Below are 14,749 nucleotides of genomic sequence, written 5' to 3' on the forward strand. Positions count from 1 at the left end.
CGAGAGGTTCGTGGTCATCGGCGTCCTTGTCCGGAGAGCTGCTGGTCCTGGGGGTGTGACTGTGTGACTGTCCCTCTGAAGACGGCCGGAGCGCGCGGGCGCCGTGGGGCGTCCGGCTCTGCGGCAGTACGGAGGGCCCCAATCCGAGGTGCACAATCCTTGGGGGCTCATACCGAAGCAGCTGCCAAGCCCCTTGTAACAGTGCAGACTTGTTGCAACAGGCGGCAGTGATGTTGAAAAGGCGCTGATGACCTGCGCAGTCGGTGGACCAGGAACTCTTGGGGGGAGCGCGATGACGCGATGGGGACCGCTCGCCGTGCAGCGCAGGGCCGCCGGCTACACCCAGGAGCAGTTGGCGGACCTGATGGGCGTCGACCGAACGACGGTCCATCGCTGGGAGAAGGGCACGGCGACGCCGCAACCGTGGCAGATGCCGAAACTCGCCGGGCTGCTGAAGGTCTCCGCGGCCGAGTTGCGCTCCCTGCTGGCCGGGCGCTCGGCTGCAGGTGACCAGCCGGCTCGCGATGGCGGAGTGGAGGCTTCGCCGTTGGCGCTGGTGGGTGGTTTGGTGACCGACTGGCTGTCCGTCACCGCCCAGACCGACGGGACGGCGACATCGCTGCCGGTGACCGAAGTCGATCTCGGCAGCGCCGAGGGGATGCTTGGCCTGTTCCGTCAGCTTGACCACACGCACGGAGCGGGGCAGTACCGGCGGCAGGTCAGCTCCTACATCGACAATGATCTCGAAGCCCTACTCCGCCGCCCGGCCGCGGACGAACTGGTGGCCCGCCGGCGCGCGAGGCTCACAGCCGGATTCTGCGAGCTCGCCGGATACCAGGCGGTCGACACCGGCGACCCCGACCAGGCCCAGGCGTACTACCAGCGTGCCCTCACCCTGACGGCCGTGACCAACGACAGGGCCTACAGCGCCTACCTCGTGGCGGTGAACCTCGGGCACCTGGCTCTGCACTGCGGCGACCCGGAGACCGCCCTTCGCTGGGCAGCTTCGGCGCAGGCCGCTGCGGGGACTGCCGTGAGCCCGGCGACCCGGGCCGCCATCACCGCCGTCGTCGCTCGCGCCAACGCCAGGATGAACAGGGAGACCGAGGCGACCGAGCTGATCATCCAGGCCGAGAAGCTGCTCGACACCGCCCACCACCAGGACGAGCCGGCTTGGATCCGCTACTTCAACCACGCCTACCTTGCAGACGAGGTCGCCCACTGCCTTCACGATCTCGGTCGCGCCCCGGCCGCGCGAAGTCAACTCGTGGAGGCCCTCAGCGGTGTGGGCGAGGACAGGGTCCGTCGGCGCGCGATCGACGCCGCCCTGCTCGCCGCCACCTGGCTGCGCACCGGGGACCTCGACCGGGCGTGTGCGGCCGGCCGGGACGCCGTCGCCTACGCTGCCAGGACAGGATCAGGCCGGTGCATCGAGCGGGTGGCCGGAGTCCTGGCCGACGTGCAGGCCCACGCAGACTACGCTCCGGCCCGGGAGCTGCGTGAGTTCGCCCGCGCCGTGCTCCCGGAAGCCGACAGCATGGCTCTCATCCTATCGAGCGGCTCATGACGCGCTTGTAGAAGGCGAGTTCAGCGTGGAGGGCGTGCTCCCGCGCAGTCGGTGACGACAGGTAGTGGTCGCCGTCGTCCAGCAGCAGGCTGGCGTGCTCGTCGCCAAGAACGGACAACTCCCGGGCGAACCGCATGGCGTCCTCGGCGGACGTGATCGTGTCGGCCGCCCCGTGGATCACCAGTACGGGGCAGCGGACCCCTTCCGGTGTTGCCGCGCCGGCAGGACCTCGCAGGACGGCGGCGTGGGAGCGCTGGAACGGAGGCACAGACAGCTCCCACCGTGCCGGGTCGATAATGGCCGATGTGGCTGTCGCGCCGGCGAACGGTCCGGGACGGCTCGCTGCCTGAAGGGCTGTGTACCCGCCGGCGCTGGCGCCGGTGATGAACATTGCGTCGGGTCGCACTACACCGGTCGACCGCAGGTGCTCGGCCACCGCCGCGCAGTCCTCGACGTCGTACTCGCCCCAATGACCGTGCAGCACCTGGCGGAACTCCCGGCCTCGACCGGTGCTGCCGCGGTAGAGGACCTCGGCGACGGCGAAGCCGTGGCTGACGAAGAACTGGGTCGTCCAGTCCAGCCGCAGGGGAACGTCGTCCGTCGGACCGGGGTGTGCCCGTACGACGAGCGGTACCGGCATCGCTGTTGTCGGCGGTCGGTGGAGCAGGAAGCGCACGTGCCCGGCCGAACCGGGCGCGGTGCGGACCTCCGGGGGGTGGGGCGTCCAGGGTGAAGCCGGCTCGGGTGCCGCGCCCACCTTGCGAGCCGGGGCGTCCTCTGCCGCCGCCAGGCAGACCGACCACAACCCGGGGGCGGACAACGGGGTGGAGCCGATGACGGCGACTCGGTCGTCGTCGACGGCGACGTAGGGCTTCACGGAGGTGAGGTTCGGGCCGAGTCGGCGCCGGACGCCTGCGGGGTCGACGGCCACGAGTTCGGTGGAGAACCCGTCCAGGAGGGTCAGTACGACAGTGCCGTCGGTGGTGAAGCCGTATGACTGGTAGCCGCCTTCCCACGGCGCCGGCGCGCAGTCGGCGTCGACGGGTACGACGACCTCCACCGCGTCGTCCCTGAGCCGGTAGAGGTTCCACCAGCCCGTTCGGTCGGACAGGAAGTACAACGACCCGTCCGGTCCCCAGGAAGGCTGGACCACGGACTCCACGGGGCCGCCCGCTACGACGCGACCCGGCCCGAGGACACCGGAACGGGCATCGGACAGCAGAAGGCGAGTGCTGTCCCAGGGCATCCGATCCCGGTTCCACTCCAGGTACGCCAGGGTCTCCCCGGCGAGTCGAGGGCAGGCGAGGAAGTCGGAGGAACGGACCAGGACCTGTACGGACCCGGACGGAGCCACCCTGATGATCTCGTCCGCTGCGTCGTCGCCGCGGACTGCAAGGACGACGCCACCAGAGCCCGAGGCGAGGTCTCCGTACTGTTCGGAGCCGCGGACGGCCACGATCCTCTTCGGTGCGCAGGCGGGAGGTTGATGGAAGAGGGAACCGTCCTCGCCGACGAACCACAGGCCGTCGTCCGCCACGGCGAAGCTGCCGCCACCGTAGGCATGGAGCTGACTCCCGACCGAGATGTCGGACGGCGTCACCGCGGCGGTCGCGCCAGCCCGGTCCTCGTGCATCACCCGCCGGACTCCGCCGTGGTCGGGGTCCGACTGCAACCACCACAGCGAGCCTGCCACGGCCTGGAGTTCGTCGTAGGCGACGACCTTCCGCGCGACCCACGCAGGCGAGAGCTTGCTGCCCTGAGACCTCATGGGAGGGATCCTGCCGAATTACACAGGTAAGCGCCACCTCCGCATGTTGGCCAGTACGTGACGCCCGGCCCTTGCCCCCGATCCGGCGGGACCGGAGACGGCTCCGGAGGCCCGGCACTGCGGCCCGCTCATGGCAGGCGGCAGCGTCGGGACGTGTCCGGTTCCTGAAGGTCACATGGCGGCGGCTAGCGGGGTCGTGGTCAGCTCGCTGATGCTCTCGGCGGCCTTGAGGGTGTGGTAGATCAACGGGCGCAGGTCGGCAGGCATTTCGGCGGATCGCCGGAGCAACAGGACCGCGCCCATGATGGAGTCGTGCCACAGAACCGGGGCGGCGACGGAGTCCCAGCCAGGCATACACTCCTGGCGGCCGATTCCGAAGCCGAGCCGTCGGATCTCGTCGAGGGTCGCGGCAAGGGCATCGTTGTCGCGGATGACGCCGGGGCCGGCGGTGGGCGGTATCTCCTCGGCGAGGACGAGGTCCTGGATGGGCTGGGGCAGGTAGGCGAGGATGACGCGCCCGGAGGCCCCGGTGCGCAGGGAACGCGATACGGAGACGACATCTTCGGCGGACATGCCGACCTCGGCAGGGTCCATGTCGCCGATGACGTAGTCCGTGCAGAGCCTCTTCGCGCCGCCGAAGGGCGAGAGGACGTAGAGCAGGGCGAGTCCGCCGGTCGCCTGGTGGAGGCGCTCGAGGATGCCGTGGGTCGAGGCGGATCCCGGCGAGTGGGCCATGGCCTGGACGCCGGCGCGGGCGGTGCCGGTGCCGAGGCGGTAGCGGCCGCGGCCGACCTGCTCGAAGACGCCGTCTCCGACGCCGGTCTGCAGGATGCGGTGGGTGGTGGCATCGTCGAGGCTGGCGGCGTTCGCGATGGTTCGGAGCGCGTGCACGTCGCCAGGGAGTCGGGTGAAGGCCTGCTGGACGGCAAAGGCGCGGGCCGCGAGCGACGAGGGTGGCTTGTTCGGCGTGGCGTCCTGGCGTTGCCCGGGCACGGTGTCGGTCGCCGACGTAGTGGTGATCTTCATTGAGGGTTCCGGGGGGTTGGCGCACCGCTCGGCGATGCGAGGGACTGCCTCCCGCGACAACCCGTCAAGCGCGGGTACGCGAAGCGGGCGGCGGCCGGCTGATCAGCGGTCGACATCGAGGACGACCTTGCCCGCGGTGAGGCGGGCAGCGAGGTCGTGGTGGGCCTGGCGGGCCTGTCCGAGCTTGTAGACCGGGCCGTTGAGCGGCTTGAGCCAGCCGTCCGCGACCGCCGCGAACAGCGCGGACATCGAGTCCTTGAGGTGGGTGCGCGAGGGGTAGAGGTTCGGGAGCCAGAAGCCACTGACGGCCTTGGACCCGGCGAGCAGGCTGGTGATGGGCACGAGACCGTCGACCCCGGTGACGGCGCCGAAGACGGACATCCTGCCGCGCGGCGTGAGCGCGGCGAGGGTGGCGTGGAAGACGTCGCCGCCGGTCATCTCCAGGGCGGCGGAGACGGGGCCGCCCGCTGCGTCGAGGATCCGCTCGGTGAGGCCCTCCGTGGTCGAGGAGTCGACGACGGCGTCCGCACCCAGCTCGACGGCGGTGCGACGCTTGGCTTCGCTGGAGGCCATGGCGACGACCTTTGCACCCGCGTGCTTGGCGAGCTGTACAGCGAGGGAGCCGACACCGCCGGCGGCGGCCGGGACTAGGAGGGTGTCCTCGGGGGTCACCCGCAGGTCGGTGAAGAGCAGGTGCCACGCGGTGTTGCCCTGGAGCGTCAGGGCGACGGCGTCGTGGTCGGCCACGCGGTCCGGCACCTCGAAGGCGAGCTTGCGGTGGACGACCGCAGTCTCGGCGTAGCCGCCGCCGCGGCCAAGCGCGACGTAGCGGCGTCCGTCCTCGGTGCTGCCCAGGACTTCGTTCCCAGGGATGAACGGGGCTGGCATGGGGGCCGGGTAGGTGCCTTCGCGCAGGTGGATGTCGGCGTAGTTGACACCGGCCAGCCGGGTGCGGAGTCGAAGGTGTCCGGGGCGGTCGCCCGGCTCGGGCATCTCGGTCAGCTCCAGAACCTCGGGGCCGCCGAACTCCCGCACGGCTATTGCACGCATCTTGTCCAACCCTAAATCTTGCTTGCTTGCGTTTGGGCGAGGTGTTCTCGCTAACCCCCGGTCAGTGAATATACCGGCCGTGAGAATGCTGCCTTCGGCCGTGCATATAGGGGTGCGGCTGCGGCGGCTGATGGCGAGTGGTATCCGTCACGTTACTCTAGGTTGCTGAAATCGATTGATCGCTCACGGTGAGGAGTCGAGGTCGGTGGCCTTGTTGGGCTAGGTCGGCGCGCCTTGGGATCGTTGCGCATGTCACCCGGAAGATCGTTTCTCAGTCTCTGAAAAGGAGACTGTTCTACTCGCGTAGATTGCTCGAATTAATTGACCGATATCCGGCTGTCTACCTAATGTCATCATCGCGCCTCGAGGGCTTCCGGGCCCCGTGTGAAGGGGAATCACATAATGAAGGATCAGCGAAATCCGGTCCGGTTCGTGATTCTGAGAGCAGGCGCCCCAGGGCTCGTGCGCAGGAACGCGCGATCACCGTCCGTGAGGAGGTGCTCGCCGTCCTCACTGCATCGCCCGTTGCTTCGGAACGGGCTGGATCTTGTGGAAGGGGTGGCTCTATGGTGCTGCTCCCGCCGCGAGATCGCCGGCGGACGGACAGGGAGGGCAGCACGAAGGACTGGCTGCCCGAGCCCTGAAATGAGACCGGCGTCCTGGAGCTACCAACTCCTGGACGCCGGGCCCGACACCCCGAAGGGCGTCGGTTCACAACCACGCGCGCAGCGGGACTTCTTCGCACGAGGACCGCCGCGCGCGCTCCTACGAAGCACGGAGTATTGCATGCCTGCCATGACCAGCGGAACCCTCGCCTGTCCGAGTCCGAGTCCGAGTCCGAGTCCGAGTCCGGGTCCACGGCCACGCCTGGTCGCCAAGCTCGCGGACATGATTCCGGGCGCCGCCACAGTCACCGTCGAGGTCACCGACCCGGCGACCCAGTGGCCCCACGCGTACGCCCGGGCGACCGACGCCGCCGGCCGCCCGGTCCGATTGAACCCCGTCGCCAGGAGGGTCGTCGCCCGGTGGGTCGTCCGGGCCCATCCGGAGGCCGACTGGTCGCGCCCGCACACCCTCGACCTCGCCGACGGGCAGCTCGCCGTCCGTACGGTCGCCACTGCTTGGGGGCGCTGACGTGGCGCGCATACGGTGCGTCAAGCCGGAGACCTGGGTCTCCGAGACCCTGGCCGAGGTGTCCATCCCGGCGATGGTCACCTTCCTCGGCATGACCAACCATGCCGACGACCACGGCCGCCACCGCGACAACGCCGCGGTCGTCTACGGCCTGATCTGGCCGATGCGCGAGGAGATCGGGCGGGCGGACGTCGAGGACCACCTGCAGCAGCTGGCCGCCGTCGGTGCGGTCTGCCGGTACACCGGCTGCGACGGCCGGAAGTACTTCCACTACCCGACCTGGCGCAACCACCAGAAGATCGACAAGCCCAGCCTGTCCCGGCTGCCCGCGTGCCCGCACTGCGAGCCTGAGCGGTGCGGCGTCTGTAAGGGCCCCTGCATCCAGCAGGCCGCCCTCGCCGATGCCCCGGGAGGTGTAGTCGAGTATGCGGCGAGCGCTCCCCGAGTGTTCGCCGAAACCTCGACGAACGCTTCGGCAGTCCTCGACCAGCTGCAGGAGCCCGTCCCGACATTGCCGGCGCGGATGGCTCAGGGCACGGCCGAAGCAGTGGCCCCGGAGGTCGAGGCCGATCACAACCCGGCCCCGATACCCAGAAAACCTGCAGGTCAGACGGCATTCGGCGGAGCCTCCCCGAAGGGTCGCCGAGTCCTCCCGGAGCCTTCGGCGCCTGGATCTAGGATCTTGGATCCTGGATCTTCTTTCCCTACGGGGCGCCAGGCGCCCGACGCGGCCAACCAGCTGATCGGCGAGTACGTCGCCGCGTGCAGCCAGCGCCCGCCGGGCAGCGTGCTGGGCCACCTCGGCAAGGTCGTCAAGACCCTGCTGGACGAAGGCATCGCGGCCGAGCACGTCCGGTCCGGGCTGCGGCGGTTCGCGGAGATCCAGGGCCACCCGTCCCGGCTGCCGAGCCTCGTCAACGACGCCATGAACGCACAGGGCGCTGGTTTGGCGCGGCCGGGAATCCGGCCTACCGTGCCCGCTCACCAGGCGTGGACCAACCCGGTCGACGCCGTCGCCGCCTACGCCGAGGAGCTGTGATGCGCACCCACCGCGACCCGCAGACCCTCGCCGACAGCCTCTCGGTGCTCGACCGGATGGCCCGGATCCTCGCCGCCCGGGGGATCCAGCAGGCCACCGTCGACGCCCTCCCGGACGAGGCGGAGCCGTACTTGCCGGAGGACGTGCTGTCCGCCGGGATACCGCCGCGCTACCGCGATGCGGTCGCCGAGCACCCGCAGGTCCTCGCCTGGGTCCGGCAGGTCGCCGCCCAGGCCGTCGCCCCGAGCCTCCGCGCCCGCCGCCAGGTCGCCACCGGCCCGAGCCTGCTGATGGCCGGGGTCGTAGGCGCGGGCAAGACCCACGAGGCGTACGGCGCCGTCTGCGCCCTGGTGCAGGCCGGCATCGGCGTGCGCTGGCGGGCGACCACCGCCGCCGACCTCTACGCGGAGCTGCGGCCCAGCTCCGACACCGACGCCGAGCGGGTCCTCGCCGCCTACAGCCGGGTGCCGCTGCTGATCCTCGACGACCTCGGTGCCGCCAAGAGCTCCGAGTTCGTCGAAGAGCAGACCTACCGGCTGATCAACCGACGCTACAACCACATGCTCCCGACCCTGATCACCAGCAACCTGCCGATCAAGGACCTCCGCACCTGCCTCGGTGACCGCGTCACCTCCCGGCTCGCACAGATGACCACCCGGGTCTCCTTCGAGCCGGTCGACCGCAGACGCCTCCAGCGCGCCGCCTGACCGCCGCCGCGCCCGGCCGCCTCTGGCGAGCCGTCCACACACCTCACCGACCAAGCGCACCTCTCCGCCGACACCGCCGCGCGCGGAGAGCGATCGGAGCACACCCCGAATGACCACCACGAGCACCCCTACCCGCCACCGCAGCCTCGGCGACCACACCTGGCAGGACCAGGCAGCCTGTAACCCGACCGAGTACAACCCCGTCGACCCGGAGGCCTTCTTCCCGGGACCGGAGGACGCCGGCAAGATCGCTGTAGCCAAGGCGCTGTGCGCTCAGTGCCCGGTCGCCCGCGCCTGTCTGGACGCCGCGATGGAGACGGGCGACACCCACGGCATCCGGGGCGGCCTCACCGAGGAGGAGCGCGAGCCCCTGCACGCCAAGATCGCCGACCGTCTCGACTACAGCCGGGTCAACGCCACCCTGGCCGGTCGGGACCTTCACCTCACCAAGGCCGAGCGCCGAGCGGTCGTCCTCGCCGGGTACCGCCAAGGCGTCCCGGTCGAACGACTCGCCTGGCTCCTCAAGATCACCGATGAGCACGCCCACAAGCTCTACCGCGAGACCCGCAGGGCGATCCGCCACCGGCAGATCGCCGAGGAAGCCTCCCGCGCTGTGACGGCCGGCACCGGTGCTACCGACCAACTCGGCCGCGACGACTTCGGGACGGCCGCATGAGCACCACCACGCAGACCACCGCCCACGTCACCGGCTGGGACCGGGCCGTCGTCATCGTCCTCGGCGCCGCCGGGTGCGCGCTCTCGTACGACGCCCTCCAGCAGATGGCCGTCGCCATCCACGTCCGAGGCTTCCTCACCTACCTGTTCCCGCTCGTGATCGACGGGTTCATCTCCTACGGGGTGCGCGCCCTCCTGGTGCTGCGCGACGCCCCGCTGCGTGCCCGGATCTACGTCTGGACGCTCTTCGGCGCGGCTACCGGGGCGAGCCTGTGGGCCAACGCCCTGCACGCGATCCGCCTGAACCAGCAGAGCGCCGCCAGCGGCCTCCGGCTGGGTGACACGGTGGTCGCTGTGCTGTCCACCATCGCTCCGCTCGCTCTGGCCGGAGCCGTTCACCTCTACATCCTCATCGCCCGCGGACAGGTCAACCCGGCTGACCCGGACAGCCGTGGTGACCGAGCGACCGATGCCGACCTCGGTCAGGTGGCCGCCGAGGTTGACCTGGCCGAGCGACCCGGTGCGCTGACCAACGGTCGGGACAGCACCGGTCACCTCCGCGCAGGCCAACCGGTCAGTCTCCCGGTCACCGTGTCGGAGAGCCCGGCGCGGCTGACCCCGGCCAGTGCGGTCGGACCGACCGAGCCCGCTGACCGGGATGGTGGCCCAGGCGTCGGTCAGCCGGTCAGCCGTCCCGTCACCGCGTCGGAGAACCTGCCGCAGCTGACCCCGGTCAGCGCGGTCAGCCTGGCCAAGCCCGCTGACCTGGGCGGTCACCTCGGTGCCGCCAAGCCGGTTACCTGCAGACCGGCCGTTGTCGGTCAGGTCACCGCACCGCCGGTCAGCCACGTCGAGGCAGCCGGTCAGCCGGTCACCGTCCCGCAGGTCACCGACCGGGAGATCGCTGACCGCCGAACTGACCTGGACACCGAGGAACTGCTGGCCATCGCCCGCGAGGCGGTCGAGGCGGAGGACAAGCTGACCCGCCGGGTGGTCGCCCAGGCGATCCGGGGTCAGCAGATCCCACTGTCCAGCGCGACCCTGACCCAGCTGATGGCCCAGCTACGCGAACAGCACGGTCAGCCGGTCACCGCCGCTCGGTCCTGACCGACACCCTGTCGCCGGGGTGACCGACCCGGTCACCCCGGCCGGTCACTCACCCCAACCACGACCGAACGAGGACACCCACCATGCGCACCACCCCCGCCACCTGGGCCGAGGCGGACTCCTGGCTCGCCGTCCTCACCCAGCGCGGCCACCTGCACCGCGTCGAAGCCAGCCCGGACGGTGCCCGCAGCGTCCAGCGCGGTCGGTACTCTCGCCCCTGGACCCTCCACCACCCCGTCCTCGCGCTCGACTTCGTCGAGGACCTCCTCCGTGAGATCCGCCAGCGCGACAACGAGGCCAGCCGGTGAGCGCCAGCGGGTCGGACGGCACCACGGCGGGACGGGAGCGTGACCGTGATCAGGCTCCTGGCGGAGCAAGTTGTGGGGTAAGCGATGCTTACCCCGCCCGCGCCCCGAAGGGGGCACGGGCACCTCGGTCGTCGGCAGACCCAGGGGGGCCTGCCGACAACCGGGGAGTCGACTCAGGGGAGCCGACCGCGCCCTCGCCCGAGCGCGCCGCCTCCCGACGCCGCCGCCCCCGCCACGCCACCCAGCGCCGCACCTGCGTGAGCCTGCGTTTCAGCGAACCCGAGTGGGCCGCCGTCCGGAAGGCCGCCGACCACGCCGACCTCGCCCCCGGCGGCTTCTCCGCTGCCGCCACCCTGGCCGCCGCCACCAGCACTGATCCGAGCGCCGCCATCGCCGACTACCGCCGCGGCATCCAGGAACTCATGGAGTCCAACCGCCAGCTCGCCGCCATCGGCAACAACGTCAACCAGGTGGCCCACTTCCTCAACGCCGGCGGCCAACCCGCCGCCGACCTCCGCCAGCTCCTGCACCGCGTCGAAGCCTCCATCGCAGCGGTCGACGACGCCGTCGCCTGGATGGTCCGCCGGTGATCCCCAAGATCCGCACCGGCACCGGCGGCACCTACGGCCTCATCCGCTACCTCTACGGACCGGGCCGCCGCGACGAACACACCGACCAGCACCTCGTGGCGAGCTGGAACGACTTCGCCCCCGACCCCGGCCGCAACCTCCACCACACCATCGCCCAGCTCGCCGCCCAACTCGACCAGCCCGTCAAAGCCATCGCAGACCGCGCCCCCGCCGACACCATCTGGCACTGCTCGGTTCGCGCCGACCCCGGCGACCGCCACCTCGACGACAACGACTGGGCGAACATCGCCCGCCGCATCGTCCACGCCACCGGCATCGCCCCCGAAGGCGACACCACCGCCTGCCGCTGGGTCGCCGTCCGCCACGCCGACGACCACATCCACATCGCCGCCACCCTGGTCCGCCAGGACGGCCGACTCGCCAACCTCTTCTTCGACCGGCGCAAGGCCCAGGCCGAAGCCCGCCTCATAGAGAAGGAGTACGGCCTGCGCCAGCTCAACCCCGGCGACGGCACCGCCGCCAAGAACCCCACCAGCGCCGAGCGCTTCAAAGCCGAACGCACCGGCCGCACCGAGACCCCGCGCGAAACCCTGCGCGAAGCCGTCCGCCAGGCCGTCGCCGGAGCCGCCAGTGAGGAGGAGTTCTTCACCCGGCTGCGCGAGGCCGGCCTGCGGGTGAAGCTTCGCCATCTGCCCTCCGGTGACCTCAACGGCTACAACGTCGCTCTGCCCGGCGACCGCAACGCGGACAAGGAGCCCATCTGGTTCGCCGGTAGCACCCTCGCCCCCGACCTCTCCCTCCCCAAAATCCGCCACCGCCTCTCCGCCGCACCCACCACCGACACCCCGCAGCCCGACAACCGCTCCACCCGCACCAACCGCTCCACTCCCGCTCGCCACCGCCGGGACGCAGCTGGCATCGCCGAGCACACCGTCGCCGCCCTCGACCAGGACGACGACGAAGCCGCCACCCACCTCGTCGGCGCCGGAGAGATCCTTGACGCCCTTGCCCAGACCTCCCCGGCCGCCACCCGCGCCGAACTCCGGGACGCCGCCCGCGCCTTCGAACGCGCCACCCGCAGCCACGTCCGCGCCGAGAACGCCGACATCCGCGCCTTGCGCTCGGCCGCCCGCGGAATCGTCCACGCCAGCAGCGCGCTCGGCCGGGGCGAGGACGGCGGCGCCACCGCCATGGTCCTGTCCACCTTCGTCCTGGTCACCCTGGCCGCCGCCCGCTGGCACTCCGCCCGGGGCCACGCCCAGCAGGCCGCAGCCTCCCGCCAAGCCGCCGACCACCTGCGCTCCGCCTACCAGCAGGCCGCTGCCACCCCCATGCGCACCATGCGCGAGATCGGCCGCACCCTCCCGGAGGGCGAACGCCGCCGACACGACACCACCATCCGCACCGTCCTCGGCGACACAGCCACCCCGAAGAGCCCGGTCCGCGAGCACGACGCCCTGGCCGCCGTCCTCGCGGAAGCCGAGAAGGCCGGCCACGACCCCAAGGCCCTCCTGGAGAAGGCCGTCGACCGGCGGGAGTTGGAAACCGCCCGCAACACCGCCGACGTCATCGTCTGGCGCATCCGCCGCCTCGCCGACCTGCCCGCCAACCCCGAGCACCCCCGCACCCGCGCGTCCCCCGGCACCCAGACACGGACCGGAGCAGCACAGGCGCGCACCGCGCAGCCGGCACCGGCCCAGCCCGCGACCGACCCGCGCCGCCCGGCACCGCGCCGCTGAACCGGCAGCCCAGCCTTCCGGGAACCCCTCGACACCTGCTTCCACCAGGTGTTACGCAAGTGCCCGAGCACCACGAACGGAGAGCCCGTGACCAGAACCACCGAGCACACCAACACCGCCCCGGCCCCGATCACCACCCCGGTCCCGGCCGGCTCCGACCCGCTCCTGCAGCTGGAGTACGAGACCCAGACCCCCAGCGGTCCGGAGGCCGTCCGCGGTCTGCTGCACCCGGCTGAACTCGCGCTGCGCGGCATGCCGGTGACGTGCTCCGCCTGCCGGGCCCGCCGCGACTGGCTGCTGCTCAACCACCGCCGCAGCGTCTGGGTGCGGTGCCGCTGTGGGAACGAGTGGCTGGAGCCGGAGATCACCCGCAAGGACTTCGACGCGATGATCGCCAACCCGACCTGGACCCACCACCCCGACACCGACGCCGCGCGGGTGGCCCTGGGCTTCGACGGTACCTTCGCCGGCATCTACTTGGACTAACGAGCGGTGTTGCATCCGATGCAACCATCGGATGCCTTGTGACTGAGCGTTCTAGTTGGTGGGTGAGCGCTGTACTTGGCGAGGTGAGCGCTTGCGGTCCAGCAAGGCGGCTGTGACTCAGCACGCTAACTGTCGGGTCAGCACTGGATCTGTCGTCCCCGCCTACAGCCCCACCGAGGCGCGCTGTCTCCCTCGACCTCTAGGCTGCCCAGGTGCGCTACCTAGCCGAGTCCTTCACTGTTGGTGCCCTGACCCGCGGTCGATCGGTCGAACAGTTCCTCGGCTCCGCTGGTGATGCTCATGCTCCCGGCGTCCGCTGGGTCGAGGTCGTTCCGACCGGCTCCCAGTTCAAGGTCGTTCTCCACATATTGGCGGACGTCGGGAGCGAAAACTTCTGCGACCTCGTCGAGTTCCCACCGCTGGACCCCGAGAACGAGGACGACGAGTTTGGTCTGGAGATCGCCACCGCAACGGGGGTCCACGATGCCCTGACCCTTGCGGAGCACCGGACCGGAGCCGTTCGTGACCGCTGGGTGAATCAGGGGATGACACAGGACGAGTACCGCGCCTTCGTGCTCGCCGGCCGACCGCGATAGCCGTCACAGAGGTAGCGATCGCTCACGAGCCGTCAGATACCTTGCTGATTCAGCGACGGTTGTCGTGCTGACCTGACCAGAGAACCGCACGTCGAGTGCCACCGTTGGCGACAAGTAGCGTGCCGAGTCACAGCGGCAGAGAGGGCGCACCTTCGGGTGCGCCCTCTCTGCCTTCTGGCAACTGCGAGCCCTCGACGGCACCTTGTGCACCCTGCGAGTTGGGGTGCCTGAGGGGGATGCGATAACGTCATCTTGACGATAACCTGGTGCTAGGTCTTTGGGATGAGACAAGGAGCAGCAGTGCGCGCGTTCGTTTCCCATAACCATAAGGACAAGCCTGCAGTTCGCTCCTTCGCCACGAAGCTGCGGTTGGGCGGCGTGGACATCTGGCTCGATGAGTGGGAACTGAGGCCCGGCGACTCCATTCCTGGCAAAGTCGGAGTCGCCTTGGACACGGTCGACACCGTGCTGGTCTGCTGGTCTGAGCACGCCAGCAAGTCGGAGTGGGTCAAGTCCGAGCTGGAGACTGCGATCATCCGGCGGCTGGAAGACGGGCTCAGGATCATCCCGGTCTGCCTGGACGACACGCCACTCCCGGCGCTTCTCCGTTCCCTGTACTGGGTCTCCGTGACCGAGGACGACGACCAGACCGCCGTCAACAAGATCTTGGGCGTCGACACCACCGGATTCCTTCAGGGCGTCCAACAGCTCCTGGACGAGGCGACCATCGAGGCCGTGTCCTTTCACGGAGCCGGCGTCTACGTGGTCTGCCCCAACTGCGGCGCTCCGCCAGCCAAGCTCGAACAGTGGGGTGCGACCGACTACGACCGCGGAGACCAATACGCCGGGGTGCGCTGCACTGAGTGGACGTTAAGTCCCGTTTCTCTTGTTTCGTGATCGCTCGTACGTGTGAACGTTGGCCGTACTGGCGTGCTGGCCGGGGTTCGGGTGATGTTC

The 14,749-nt window shown here is 70.3% G+C and carries 15 protein-coding genes; 12 read left to right on the plus strand and 3 right to left on the minus strand.

Annotated features, from left to right (window positions below):
• Positions 1-292 precede the first annotated feature (292 nt).
• Positions 293-1,567 carry a helix-turn-helix transcriptional regulator gene (locus ACZ7KX_RS40670; protein WP_470330984.1) on the plus strand — a complete coding sequence of 425 codons (1,275 nt, stop codon included), beginning with the start codon at positions 293-295 and terminating at the stop codon, positions 1,565-1,567.
• On the opposite strand, the gene ACZ7KX_RS40675 is transcribed toward ACZ7KX_RS40670, so the two are convergent.
• The 3 genes from ACZ7KX_RS40675 to ACZ7KX_RS40685 form a co-directional block, all read right to left on the minus strand.
• A complete protein-coding gene (locus tag ACZ7KX_RS40675) occupies positions 1,545-3,335 on the minus strand; it encodes a prolyl oligopeptidase family serine peptidase (RefSeq protein WP_470330985.1) in 1,791 nt (596 codons plus the stop codon). The genes ACZ7KX_RS40670 and ACZ7KX_RS40675 overlap by 23 nt on opposite strands.
• A 171-nt stretch (positions 3,336-3,506) precedes the next feature.
• A complete protein-coding gene (locus tag ACZ7KX_RS40680; RefSeq protein WP_470330986.1) occupies positions 3,507-4,361 on the minus strand; it encodes an IclR family transcriptional regulator in 855 nt (284 codons plus the stop codon).
• Positions 4,362-4,463: 102 nt separating this feature from the next.
• On the minus strand, positions 4,464-5,411 hold the full coding sequence (locus ACZ7KX_RS40685) for a quinone oxidoreductase family protein (RefSeq protein ID WP_470330987.1): 948 nt from the start codon (positions 5,409-5,411) through the stop codon (positions 4,464-4,466).
• An 888-nt stretch (positions 5,412-6,299) separates the two neighbouring features.
• Between ACZ7KX_RS40685 and ACZ7KX_RS40690 the strand changes: the two genes are divergently transcribed.
• The 11 genes from ACZ7KX_RS40690 (at position 6,300) to ACZ7KX_RS40740 (ending at position 14,689) form a co-directional block, all read left to right on the plus strand.
• Positions 6,300-6,545, plus strand: coding sequence for a transcriptional regulator (locus ACZ7KX_RS40690; RefSeq protein ID WP_470330988.1), 246 nt, complete (start codon positions 6,300-6,302; stop codon positions 6,543-6,545).
• A 1-nt stretch (position 6,546) separates the two neighbouring features.
• The gene (locus ACZ7KX_RS40695; RefSeq protein WP_470330989.1) at positions 6,547-7,584 is read left to right on the plus strand and encodes a hypothetical protein; all 1,038 of its coding nucleotides are present in this window, start codon (positions 6,547-6,549) and stop codon (positions 7,582-7,584) included.
• Positions 7,584-8,291 carry an ATP-binding protein gene (locus tag ACZ7KX_RS40700; RefSeq protein ID WP_470330990.1) on the plus strand — a complete coding sequence of 236 codons (708 nt, stop codon included), beginning with the start codon at positions 7,584-7,586 and terminating at the stop codon, positions 8,289-8,291. Before ACZ7KX_RS40695 ends, ACZ7KX_RS40700 begins: the two co-directional genes overlap by 1 nt.
• 109 nt (positions 8,292-8,400) lie before the next feature.
• On the plus strand, positions 8,401-8,967 hold the full coding sequence (locus ACZ7KX_RS40705; protein WP_470330991.1) for a WhiB family transcriptional regulator: 567 nt from the start codon (positions 8,401-8,403) through the stop codon (positions 8,965-8,967).
• Positions 8,964-10,073, plus strand: coding sequence for a DUF2637 domain-containing protein (locus ACZ7KX_RS40710; protein WP_470330992.1), 1,110 nt, complete (start codon positions 8,964-8,966; stop codon positions 10,071-10,073). The genes ACZ7KX_RS40705 and ACZ7KX_RS40710 overlap by 4 nt, the downstream gene beginning before the upstream one ends.
• Positions 10,074-10,156: 83 nt before the next feature.
• A complete protein-coding gene (locus ACZ7KX_RS40715; RefSeq protein ID WP_470330993.1) occupies positions 10,157-10,381 on the plus strand; it encodes a hypothetical protein in 225 nt (74 codons plus the stop codon).
• Between the two features lie 257 nt (positions 10,382-10,638).
• Positions 10,639-10,971 (plus strand): MobC family plasmid mobilization relaxosome protein, encoded by a 333-nt coding sequence (locus ACZ7KX_RS40720; RefSeq protein WP_470330994.1) that lies wholly within the window; start codon positions 10,639-10,641, stop codon positions 10,969-10,971.
• Entirely contained in the window at positions 10,968-12,710 is a 1,743-nt protein-coding gene (locus tag ACZ7KX_RS40725) for a relaxase/mobilization nuclease domain-containing protein (protein WP_470330995.1), read from the plus strand. Before ACZ7KX_RS40720 ends, ACZ7KX_RS40725 begins: the two co-directional genes overlap by 4 nt.
• An 87-nt stretch (positions 12,711-12,797) precedes the next feature.
• The gene (locus ACZ7KX_RS40730; RefSeq protein ID WP_470330996.1) at positions 12,798-13,196 is read left to right on the plus strand and encodes a hypothetical protein; all 399 of its coding nucleotides are present in this window, start codon (positions 12,798-12,800) and stop codon (positions 13,194-13,196) included.
• Between the two features lie 212 nt (positions 13,197-13,408).
• Complete coding sequence (locus tag ACZ7KX_RS40735) at positions 13,409-13,792, plus strand: hypothetical protein (RefSeq protein ID WP_470330997.1); 384 nt, start codon at positions 13,409-13,411, stop codon at positions 13,790-13,792.
• Between the two features lie 300 nt (positions 13,793-14,092).
• Complete coding sequence (locus ACZ7KX_RS40740) at positions 14,093-14,689, plus strand: toll/interleukin-1 receptor domain-containing protein (protein ID WP_470330998.1); 597 nt, start codon at positions 14,093-14,095, stop codon at positions 14,687-14,689.
• Positions 14,690-14,749 lie beyond the last annotated feature (60 nt).

This window comes from Kitasatospora sp. NPDC038210, from assembly GCF_055600605.1.

What these genes read in the sequence shown, in the direction of transcription:
- ACZ7KX_RS40670 (WP_470330984.1), top strand. Translation starts at nt 293, where the DNA reads ATGACGCGATGGGGACCGCTCGCCGTGCAGCGCAGGGCCGCCGGCTAC.
- ACZ7KX_RS40675 (WP_470330985.1), bottom strand. Translation starts at nt 3,335, where the DNA reads ATGAGGTCTCAGGGCAGCAAGCTCTCGCCTGCGTGGGTCGCGCGGAAG.
- ACZ7KX_RS40680 (WP_470330986.1), bottom strand. Translation starts at nt 4,361, where the DNA reads ATGAAGATCACCACTACGTCGGCGACCGACACCGTGCCCGGGCAACGC.
- ACZ7KX_RS40685 (WP_470330987.1), bottom strand. Translation starts at nt 5,411, where the DNA reads ATGCGTGCAATAGCCGTGCGGGAGTTCGGCGGCCCCGAGGTTCTGGAG.
- ACZ7KX_RS40690 (WP_470330988.1), top strand. Translation starts at nt 6,300, where the DNA reads ATGATTCCGGGCGCCGCCACAGTCACCGTCGAGGTCACCGACCCGGCG.
- ACZ7KX_RS40700 (WP_470330990.1), top strand. Translation starts at nt 7,584, where the DNA reads ATGCGCACCCACCGCGACCCGCAGACCCTCGCCGACAGCCTCTCGGTG.
- ACZ7KX_RS40705 (WP_470330991.1), top strand. Translation starts at nt 8,401, where the DNA reads ATGACCACCACGAGCACCCCTACCCGCCACCGCAGCCTCGGCGACCAC.
- ACZ7KX_RS40710 (WP_470330992.1), top strand. Translation starts at nt 8,964, where the DNA reads ATGAGCACCACCACGCAGACCACCGCCCACGTCACCGGCTGGGACCGG.
- ACZ7KX_RS40715 (WP_470330993.1), top strand. Translation starts at nt 10,157, where the DNA reads ATGCGCACCACCCCCGCCACCTGGGCCGAGGCGGACTCCTGGCTCGCC.